The 10,223-nt window shown below is 57.0% G+C and carries 10 protein-coding genes; 3 read left to right on the top strand and 7 right to left on the bottom strand.

Annotation, left to right across the window (positions count from 1 at the left end; all coding sequences use genetic code 11):
* Positions 1-833: hypothetical protein (locus KF708_04060; GenBank protein ID MBX3411868.1), on the bottom strand; the 833-nt coding region annotated here is incomplete at its 3' end.
* Positions 834-1,143: 310 nt separating this feature from the next.
* On the opposite strand from KF708_04060, the gene KF708_04055 reads away from it, so the two are divergent.
* Positions 1,144-1,893 carry a hypothetical protein gene (locus tag KF708_04055; protein ID MBX3411867.1) on the top strand — a complete coding sequence of 250 codons (750 nt, stop codon included), beginning with the start codon at positions 1,144-1,146 and terminating at the stop codon, positions 1,891-1,893.
* Between the two features lie 428 nt (positions 1,894-2,321).
* Here the strand turns inward: KF708_04055 and KF708_04050 are convergent, their stop codons facing one another.
* The 5 genes from KF708_04050 to KF708_04030 all read right to left on the bottom strand — a co-directional run bounded on the left by KF708_04050 (position 2,322) and on the right by KF708_04030 (position 7,595).
* Positions 2,322-2,531: a hypothetical protein gene (locus tag KF708_04050; GenBank protein MBX3411866.1), complete on the bottom strand. Its 210-nt coding sequence runs from the start codon at positions 2,529-2,531 to the stop codon at positions 2,322-2,324.
* Between the two features lie 161 nt (positions 2,532-2,692).
* Complete coding sequence (locus tag KF708_04045; GenBank protein MBX3411865.1) at positions 2,693-3,427, bottom strand: hypothetical protein; 735 nt, start codon at positions 3,425-3,427, stop codon at positions 2,693-2,695.
* Between the two features lie 201 nt (positions 3,428-3,628).
* Positions 3,629-3,949 (bottom strand): hypothetical protein, encoded by a 321-nt coding sequence (locus KF708_04040; GenBank protein ID MBX3411864.1) that lies wholly within the window; start codon positions 3,947-3,949, stop codon positions 3,629-3,631.
* Between the two features lie 243 nt (positions 3,950-4,192).
* On the bottom strand, positions 4,193-6,790 hold the full coding sequence (locus KF708_04035; GenBank protein MBX3411863.1) for a hypothetical protein: 2,598 nt from the start codon (positions 6,788-6,790) through the stop codon (positions 4,193-4,195).
* Positions 6,791-6,881: 91 nt separating this feature from the next.
* Complete coding sequence (locus KF708_04030; GenBank protein ID MBX3411862.1) at positions 6,882-7,595, bottom strand: hypothetical protein; 714 nt, start codon at positions 7,593-7,595, stop codon at positions 6,882-6,884.
* Positions 7,596-7,622: 27 nt separating this feature from the next.
* On the opposite strand from KF708_04030, the gene KF708_04025 reads away from it, so the two are divergent.
* Positions 7,623-8,015, top strand: a complete 393-nt coding sequence (locus KF708_04025; GenBank protein ID MBX3411861.1) for a hypothetical protein — start codon at positions 7,623-7,625, stop codon at positions 8,013-8,015.
* Positions 8,016-8,404: 389 nt separating this feature from the next.
* Positions 8,405-9,031 carry a site-specific integrase gene (locus KF708_04020; protein ID MBX3411860.1) on the top strand — a complete coding sequence of 209 codons (627 nt, stop codon included), beginning with the start codon at positions 8,405-8,407 and terminating at the stop codon, positions 9,029-9,031.
* A 240-nt stretch (positions 9,032-9,271) separates the two neighbouring features.
* Here the strand turns inward: KF708_04020 and KF708_04015 are convergent, their stop codons facing one another.
* Complete coding sequence (locus tag KF708_04015) at positions 9,272-10,201, bottom strand: hypothetical protein (protein MBX3411859.1); 930 nt, start codon at positions 10,199-10,201, stop codon at positions 9,272-9,274.
* Positions 10,202-10,223 lie beyond the last annotated feature (22 nt).

Genomic DNA, 10,223 nt, shown 5'->3' with positions numbered 1-10,223 from the left:
CAATCAGTGGCGGTAACTGGCTCTTTTGGATCGCGGTGCGTTACTTGAAGGTAAAGGACCAGCTTCTCTCCCATTGAAGGCCGTTCTACCTCGATATCAAGCGAATAACCACCATTGAGAATACAGGCAGGTATCTGCCTGTAAGTAGGTCGGTACGTTTGATCGTGCTTATAGTGTTTGTCCACTGATTGCAGGAACGCTATAGCGTTTTGGATGCGGTAGGTGGTTCCAATCGAATAGGTAGCGGTTAAATCCCTGTAGGAGTCCGTGAATTCAGGAGTGTCAATCTCATAGAGCGGACCCACCGGCTCTGCGCCGCCGCCCATCCACCGCTTCCATATGTTCAAGCGAGCCTCTTGCGATGGATCATTGCTTAAGGCCGGATACTTGTCTTGCACAAGTGCGGCTTCGTGCGCGTCTATTGTTGCAAAACTGTCTAGATAATTCTTGCGACCGATCGTCGTGTGAACCCAACCCGCAAGTACAGAAGACCATCCGACCGTCAATACAAGCAAGGGTAGCAGAAACATATACCATCGCCGAAAACGATAAAGCGGTAGGCAGATGATGAGTGTGAATGCTGCGCTGAAGAATTGGCTGATGTTTGAAATAGCGCCCGAAGTAAAGAACTTCCAGATGCGCCGCACATCAGCACGTGCCGCTGCGGAATGAGGTGACCAGAGCCAAAATGCCTCGAACAACAAGAACCCACCGGTAATTGCCCATATGCCAAGCGGATCAAAGAGCGCGAGTACCGCAAACACAGTCGAGATTGCGCTAAGTATCTCGAATGCGGGATGGCTATATGACGCAACCTGCCGCTGCTCACCCATCGCAACTGCCCTTGGCGTGACAACCGACGCAAGGCCGACCAGAGGCTGCTAAGATAGGGGCCAGCTAAACAGATTGCAAGTGAATCAGCGTGATAACCCGTCGATTACGTCATGTCAGGAAGACACTCCAGGATCAATCGGGAGTCGAGAAGGTCAAAAAGTGGCCACAATCGCTCATAACGGAAGGCAAGAACGAAAAAGCCCCACGTCGCAACTGCACTTTGCAGCTTTGTGCGAGTGGGGCTTTGATCGTTGTGTGCTATGTTTTCAGGGATGGTTTCCAGGGTCGCAAGCAGAAAGGGGTTACGCCTTGTCCGATTTCAAACAATGGATCGACGAATCCAAGGCCGCGTGCGAAGCATCGGGGGTATTTGACCAGAGGCGTGGGATTGCAAGCGTGGCCTGCCGTGTCTTAGGTGACTTCGATCCTATTCCCGCGACGCGCCTGCTTGGCGAACTTGAATACATCGCCGAACAATTGGACAATGACGTGGTGCGAGTAAAAGGACACGATCCGCACATTTCCGAAGATTTGCGAGCATTGGAATGCCGGATCAACAACCCATTCGTCGCAGCATACTGGCGAGCGAGCATCGACGGTAAGGTCTACCATGCGTGCGACAACCGAATTGACTTGCCACCGGATGAACTACCGGGCAAGTACATCGATCGACAAATACCGCTGCTTTGGGCTCGCGATTGTATGTTGCACACTCGCAAGGTGGCACGCTTATTTGCTGGCGACAGGGCGCAATGCGAGATTGTCACTCGCTGGGCTGGGCTGCATAAGCGGACATTGATTGACCGTCAGACGCATTCCAATAATCTCGGCATCTCAAATCAGCATGTCGCAGAGTCGGAAGTCATAATCGTTTCGACGGAAGAAATCGCGGACGACATTTCAAGAGTTATTTGCGAACTGACTGCGAGCCTCTATGCGGCTTTCGGATGTCGGCTAAGCTACGACAACATCGCCTATTGGATTGGCGAGCGACCGACTGCTTCACCTATTCAATTGCCACGGCAAGCCCCGTCGAGCCAGGTAGACTTGCCCGGCTGAGCATGTTGATAGAGCCTACAGTAGCCCACGAGCCAACAAGTTAAGCGTGCCTTCGCACCGTGCGTCGTGCGGAATCCACGCTCAGCCAAGCTGTCTATGCTTATCGACCAAATGCCGGACCATCCGATGCGTCCAGCATCTTCCTAATATCGACCGATAGCCTGCCTTATTCGTCACATGTGCGCACTCAGCATACGTCATCCCCTCCGCGCGCATCTCAAGGACCGCCGGCAGTACAACAGTCTGTGCCAGATGCTCGCGCTCTCGTCGTTGCAGGGCTCGGCGCAGTCTCAGTATCGCGCGTGTGTCGTGCCAGACATTAGCGGGCTGCCCGAACCTATCCGTGCGAAACTTGCTGTATCGGTTGTAGTCGCTCGGCCGCAGGAATCTTGCGAGTTCTCGCGCTCGCTGCATATACACGTCATCCATCATGCTTTGTTCCTCGCGGCCTGCGCCCATCGGGCTTCGGCGGCCTCCGCGACATCCACAAGGCCATTGTCGGCCGGGTCGATGATGGCCAGCGCGGCCGAGAAGGGATTCCCGGCCGCGCTGAACTCGGTTATCGAATCAATGACTTCGCGAAGGCGTCCAGCATGACCGGACGCATCACCGATGAAATCAAGTACGTTTCTCTTCATTCGTGGTGCTCGCTGCGGTCAGCATGATACTTCCAGTGACAGCCGGCGGCGGGCCGCCGATGATTGCGATGGTCTGCGATTCCTCGCGGCCAGCGGCCTTGAGACTTTTCCATAGTTGATCGGCGCGTTTGTTTGCCGCGCGACGTGCGCGGTCGTATCTGTCACTGGGCATCGGTCGCGCCTCCGTGCTCGGCCTCTTTAGCGACGATGCTCTCGTGCTGGCGCATCTCGGCGAAGTGCGCTTCCAGCCGGGCGGCAGCCGCATCGACCTCGCGCTGACGCTCTTCGCGTTCGACACGCTTTGCCTCATTGGCCTTGGCGCGGACGGCACTGGCTTCGCGCCAGTAAAGGTCTACTTGCGCGGGATCGTCGATCCGATCCAGGATCGCAAGCGCGACTCGACCTTCAGTGTGGAACGCTTCTGGCAGCGAGCGTAAGAATTCGGCCGCATGTTGCCGCGCCTCCACGAAGCGAGGATCGGACTCACGCTCGCGCTGCTCGGCTTCGGCCGCCAATTGAGCATCGATTTGTTTGTCGATTTCCTTGGCCTTGGCTTCAAGCTCTTTTCGTCGCCGAGGACTCAGGCCGGAGCAACCCTCGTAAGCTTCCAGAGTTTTTTGTGCCCAGTTGAGCGGACCTTTCGGCTGCGCGGCTAGACGCTGCTCAACTTCATAATCAACAACCTGCTGCGCTTTCGCTTCAGCGGCTTCTAGGGCTTCGCGCTCGGCGCGCGGTCGAAGCGATCCATTCTTGTCAAAGTATCGATCATGGATTCGTTGGTCGGGCTGCGGCGGCGGATTCTGTTCGCGCCATTTTTGCTGGGCGCGCTCGACGCGATCCCGCCAGTTGTCGCCGAGCGCCAAGTATTCGCCGTGATTTCTAAAAAGTCTACTCATTGGTATCCTCGTCTTTCGCCGCTTCAAGCGCGGCCAGAAAAGAAGCTTTGTTTTTTTGATCGAATGCGAACATGGCCGTTGACCCGACGACGTAGTGCATGTTCCACTGATCGACAACGATTGTTGCACCCCTGCGAGTGCTGAAGTATCGGAAGTGTTTTTGAGTTGGCGGCAAGGTGCTCGCGAGTTTGGATCGGTCGATCATTGATCGCGCTCGCGCAGCACTCCATCAGCACCGAGCGTGCAGTGGACAACTTTTTGCTCACCCGGCGGCGCGTGCTCAGTCTCCCACAGTTCGCTGAGAGAACGGCAGAGCGTGAGCATCTCCCGATCCGAAACCGTGACGCCAGGAATGAATCGTTCAGCAAACTCGAAAGGATTCCCGCCGCACTTTTCGCTGCACTCTTTGCTGGATTCTTCGCCGCGCGATTCAAGATCGGCGAGCAGGTTTCGGAGTCTCGCCTTGGGGCGAGCGTGAAAAGGTAACTTGTCAGTACGGAGGATCGCTTCTGCAAAACTCATAGTAACTATCCATTACGCACAAAAAATGCGAGCGCGCGACAACATGTCGCGCGGCCGGTAGAAAAGATTGGCAGCCGGCCGGTTCATCGGGCGACCGGCTGCCCTTGGCGGCGGTGTGAGGCGCCGCTGTACGCAGGCCACCACGCGGATTACTACGCGATCGCGTGGTGGCGGCGGAGCGCCTCATTAGGCGCTCACTCGGATATCAAGCGCGGCGGCCCTTGCTGTCCGCCGCGCGGGATGCTAGGCGGCCGTGTCTAGGCCGTCCCAAGCAAGACGTTGCTTGCGAGTAAGAAAACTAAGGCTGATGCCGAACTCGGCTAGCGCCGCCTGAATGCGCTTTAGCTTCGTGCGGACCTTCGGGCCAGGATCATGGCCAGCGGCAATAAAGACCGACTGCAATTCTTCGGCCGACCCCTCGATTACGCCATCGGCATCGAGATCAAAATACGATGAAGTCATTACCTTGACCACTGCGTCTAGGAACTTGGTATCGTCGGCCGTGAGCTTGAGCGGTTCGACGGCATCAAGCTCCATCGCCTGTCTTTTGATCGCTGTTTCCAAAATCGGAAGGCACAATCTACCGACTGGCGGAGGAATCTCTATCTGGTTAATCGTGGCCAGAAAGCTCGGTGCCTCTGCCCGCAACTCGCGTTCTAGTCGTGGCCATTCGATTTCGCTTTCGAGCTTGCCGACTTCCAGCATTACAACTCGCGTGTTACCGGCGCTAAGCGGAACTGCGTCAATGTGGTTACTGCTGCAAATCCAATGGCTAGTGTTCACCAGTTCGTAATGATCGGTTCGCATAGCGCGAATCGGAATCGTCGGACTCTCAATATATCGCTTGACTTTGCCGGCAGCTTCGCGGGGAATTCGATCCTCCTCGACGTGCGCTAAAACGCAGCCAGCCAATGGCCGATTGAATGCGCCAGTCAAACAGTCGATTGCCGCTACACAGCCGCGATGGAAGAGAATAGACAAGGCGCGATGGAGTGATGACTTGCCGGTTCCCTCTTTCTCGCTGTACAGAAAGAGCAAAGGCAAGTGCAAGTGTGGAGCGCGGAGCATCAGCGTTACCCACAGTCGCAGATAGTCTGCGCCGCAGTCGATGCCATGCTCGGCGCACCAATCGTCAGCGTCAACGGCATCGTCTAGGCCAAAGCCTAGATGATCGAAGATCAAATTCCAGTGCAGATGCTTACCGGGTTCACCCGGCGTGTAGGCCAATCGCGCGGCGTGACGATTCCATTTGCGGCCGGGGAGGAACTCGCCTTGGAAGGGCTCATTGACCAGCGTCCACGGCGAAGTCAGCGCACACCCGAGAATGGCGTCAACCTCGCTGCCGGTCAGTCCCTCTTTCTTCAGTCGCTTGGCCGCGTGGGAATCCGCATGGGTGAAAGTCCAGGCAAGGTCAGATTTTTGCAGCATCCACCCTGCGGCGTCACCCTCTGTTGTAACCACAGCGCGAACTACGTCGATGTTCGATTCGGCGTTATCGCCGAAATCAACGCCAACGCAAAGTTTGAGCTTTCGGCCGACTGGCCCCCATCCTACCGGCGATTCTTTGCCTAGTCGCTCAGCCTCGAATACCAATTCGTCGCCCTGCCGCTTGATCGTGATGGCGCGCTCGCCGGTCAACACTGGCAGCGTCACGCCAAAGTATTTTGCAGCCTTGGTTGCGGCGTCGATGCTGGCGGAGAATGAATCATTCCCTAGCCACACGCCGCCGACTGCATCGCAGACGAGCTTGATATTCGTCGGGACGTTATAGTAGCAGCTTGCGTGTCCGCCGTCCGTCTTGCCCCAGGTTGGCGCTTCGGACTGGCACTGAAAGCGGACGACGTAGAACACACCCCCACGGCGAAGGCTCACGTAGCAATTCGGTTGTGCTACATCGGTGCCAGGGCTGAGCGTTTGGAAGATGCCCAGAAGATCAAGCGCCTTGTGTGCTGCTGCTAGGCCGGCGGTATGGCACCAAAACAAGTCGAGATCGGCCACATACTCGACTGGATAGCCGTTCTTCTGCATCCAGCCAAAGATACGGTCATGCGTGGCGTCACGTTTGACGGACGGATAGCCGCCGACTAATGCGGCGAACTCATCCTCTTTGTCGGCCGCTACACCGCGAACTCGGGCGCGTGATCGCTTCCGCTGCGCGACCTCGATATGGGCACGCCAGCCATCAACGTCTGATTCGCCGAGCTTGCGGCGGAATGGCTGAATGATCTTGTACGATTGTTTCTCGGCGGAGGCGCGCCGCGCCCAAATCCATTGATTTCCCCCGCACACGTCAACGTCGGCGGCGAAGTCTAGGCCAGCATCACCGCAGAGTTTGCCAAGTACGAAGCGGGCTAGTGCGGCGTGTTCCGTGTGGTTGACGGTGGGGATGTTGTCGAGATAGACAACCACCGTGCGGCCTTCGCCGCCGGTGGATCGGCGGACCTCGACGGATTCGAGCTTGGCCAACGACTTGACGATTTCGTCACGCCGGGCGGGAGTGATCGTCTTACTGCCCTTGGCGTGGCCAAGCGAGGTATCAAGATCAAAAAAGACTGCAAAGCTGCCATGCTGGCCAAAGCCAGTTGTGCCGATGGCATCGCAGTATATGGAGGGATCGTAGGGTAGGTAGAGAGGGGACCAGTCGGGTTGGTCCTTGGCGTCACGAGGATAGCGGTACGGCCCGAACGATGTACCATCATCCGCAACTCGCCATTGCTTTTCGCCGGGCTCGCCGAGATCGCTTCTCGTGTTGAATTGCAACTCGCAGGGGGAGTTTGCGATCGCGAGGGCGATTAGATCATCATTGGTGCCGATGCAGAACGCATCCAAGAAGTGCTTCATGGTGTCTCACTCAGTTCTATACCTCACCAGCGGACAATATAAGAGGCGGTCGGCCGTGGCTGGTGAGCCCCACGGCCGACCTAGCGGTGTCTTACGCCGCTTGTGCCATTTGATTTTCTGCTTGTTTCTCGTCGGCGCGAATCCGGTCAATCTGGTGAATTGACAAGCCCGTCATTTCGGCGATTTCGTTGCGCGAGTATCCGCAGCCCGTCAGTATGCTGACCGCACGCATACGTCCTGCTGGTGTGCTTGTGCCACAGAGTTGGGTGAGCCATTCATTCTTGATTGCGGCGTCGGCTGGGTTTAGTTCGCGGTAGTCAGCGGCAAGTCTGCCGATGTTGTGTTTCTCTGTCGATTTGGTGGTGTGAAAGAAGCCAGCTTTTCGGTCTCGCCACTCCGCTGAGCGCGAAGCAAGATGAGTGAATTTCTCGTCGCGATTAGCTTCGTAGACGCCATCGCGGATCGCGCGATAGAGATAGGCCGTATAGCTGTGCTTGGGCTTGCTGCCCGCTGCCAAGCGTTGCAACGCCTCGCCTACTCGCGTCCAGGCGGTGCCGATCCTTGTCCGCTGGGCCGGCGTTGTGTGGGCATAAAAATCTTCGATAGGCTGGCCTGGCTGTAGTCCAAGCTCTGCTGGCGGGTCTACGTGGTTGCGTCGGTTGGGGTCAGCCCACGCAATAAAGAGGTGCCCGAACGCTCGATAGATGTCGTCGCGTGCGGCAATGAACTCGGGTGGCAGATTAGACGGATCGGAGATATGTGGTAGGACGCGGCACAACTCTTCCAGGCGTTCGACGGGCTTCAAGGTTCACCAAGTTGCAGGGCGACGATAGTGCCACCGCAGACACTCGGCGGCATAGTATTACGTTTCATCGCAGGGCGATTTCTTCGCGCACTTTTGCAGATTTGCAGTTCGCGTTGTGTTGTACGCGCCTTAATCGTCGCCGGTTCGGTATCGCCGCGTCCTTTTTCCATTTTTCCATCCTTTCGCTTCTACTATTATCGAATCCGTAAAAACGCACTTTGCGAGCGCAAAAATAAAAAGCAACAAGCAACCGAACCGCAAAATGGAAAGCGGACGCGGCGAAAACAAGCTTCTGGACGCGGCAAGAACCACGTCGGACTGCGAGACCAGCAGTCGGACGCGGCAGCCCCCAAAACGCTGAACTGCAAGATGGAAAGCAGACGCGGCACTACAACCAGCAAAACTCTTTCGCGCGGTTAGACCGACCTCCCGCGCCGGCCCAGGCGCAGGACTTAACGGTCCTATCGATCGTAGCGGCTATGCCTGCCGCGTCGTTGATAGGACCGGCAAAACCGCGTCAATCGGCATAGCCGCGTCGCTGGTAGCCAAGCGACCAGCGAAGCCCTGCCCATCAGCCGGCTGCCCGTCGTTGGGCTGACGACGCGGAGCCAGGTGAAAGTCAGCCGCAGTGCGAGAGTGTGCGAGCCGAATTGTATATCTCTTGAGTAGATAATAGGCAGAACCCCCCCCCCCCTCCGAATGCAGATTCTTTCAGCTAATTGGGATTTCCTGCGGGAATTCGCATGGACTTGGCGCGAATTCAAGCAAGAGTTGAGTATCACGCCTGAATTCGCAACCGGGAGTCAGACATGCCGACCATGAAAATCGACCGAGTGAAGATTCTGACCAAGGCTGAAATCGGAGCCGTCCTTGCTGACCTACGCCGAAAGCGTCGATCGACCAGTACCCGTCTGAATCATGTCGTCTTTCGTTTGAGTTGCTGCCTCGGTTGTCGCGTGTCTGAGATTCGCGGCTTGTCGATGGCCAATGTGAAGCTGGAAGGCAACCGGCCTCACGTCTATATCCCCGGTAGCATCGCCAAGAGGGGCAAGGCACGTCGCATTCCGTGTTGGTGGGACCAAGGCACACTCGCCACGTTGCGAGCCTGGAAGGCCGAGCGTGCCGCACAAGGGGCAACCTCATCCGATCCATTCATCGCGAGCCCGAGTAAGCACAGACGTGGCCAGCGCCTCAGTGTTCGCACACTGCAAGCTAGGTGGCGGACTGCGATCAAGTGCCTTGGTCCCGAGCGTGTCAGCGTCTTGTCGATTCACTCGGGCCGTCACAGCTTCGTCTCGCACAGCTTAAATGGTGGTCGCTCGCTCGCCGAAGCACGCGATGCCGCCGGCCATGCCAGTGCCAGCGTGACGAGTCTCTATCTGCACAGCGTCCCAGACGATGACAACACGGTGGGCAACCTCTTTGACTTCGGTTGATCGGCACGACCACCCCGGAGGGGTCAATTCACACCTGACGACCACGCCTCACAGACCGTACCTACCGCAGCCCTTCTCTGTCTGGCCAGCCACCGCGCCCGGAACCTCTGCCGCGTCGCGCCACGGCTTGAATGAGACCGAGTAACACGAATGCCGGCTCAGGATGACATCGGCATACCACGCATCGCGTGTACGGCCGTGGTGGGATGCGTGGCGGGCATCTGGTGGCTTCGTGCTGAGCTAGGGATTCTCTGGCGGCGGCGGTGTGGTTGTTCCGCACATTACAAAGAGTGCCGGAACTGTCCTTACACCGGAGTACGCGCCGACGTGTTGTCCGATCAAGCCAGTTGATTGACCTGTCGCTTGTGGACGTGCGTGCGCAGTGAGTGGTACGTTGCCGCGTAGTCCGTCGTAGTTCGGATTAGAAAGCAGCGGGTCGAGCGTCGCATTGATTCGCTCGTATGCCTTGTTCAGCCAAGCAGTCGTTTCGTCAACTGTATTGACGGCTGCATAGATGAGCGTCGTAAAGTCACCTCTGTTGAATTGAAAGTCGCTGATCGACAGATTCCAAGTGACGCCGGCCCGTAGCGCCCGGTCAGCGAGCTTTTCTCGCTTCAACACGTAAGGCATGTCATTCTCGACGAAGATTTGAAATTCACCTTGATGTGTCTCGTAGTGCCGGTAGCCGCCCAGTGCATCGCAGTCGTCCTTCCAGTTCTTGCTCCAATCGGGAAAAGGGTCCGTCGGCGACCCGACTAGGGCAGAGAGTTGAGCTATCGTACCTCGCAAATCGTGGAATCGCTGTATGGCATCGCCAGCTTCGCCAATTGTGTTGCTCCAATTCTCAAACATTTCGCCATAGTCCTGCGCGCCAACTCGCTCTAGCAGCGAATGCGCCTTTAAGAGCTTGGCAAAGACTGAGTAGCTGCGTTGGGTGATATACACAATTGCATCATCGACGTTCGGATTGAACGCTAGCGCGTCGTGCGGCCGTTGCGTCGCAGGGGCAATGTGGTACTTCCAAAATCGCTCGTATTCAGGGAATCGCCGATCTAGGTCAAACACCAGAGCGCCACGTTGTTCAGCAGCATCGCCGTTCGCGCGCAGCGTCAAGCCGTCGTAGAACGGTTTTCGATTAGTCCAAGGCCCAATTGGCACGTTCTCGCTCATCTTGCTACCCCCTACCGAAGTC

This window comes from Pirellulales bacterium, assembly GCA_019636335.1.
Taxonomy (GTDB): Bacteria; Planctomycetota; Planctomycetia; order Pirellulales; family JAEUIK01; genus JAHBXR01.
This window is presented reverse-complemented; position numbering and strand designations above follow the sequence as displayed.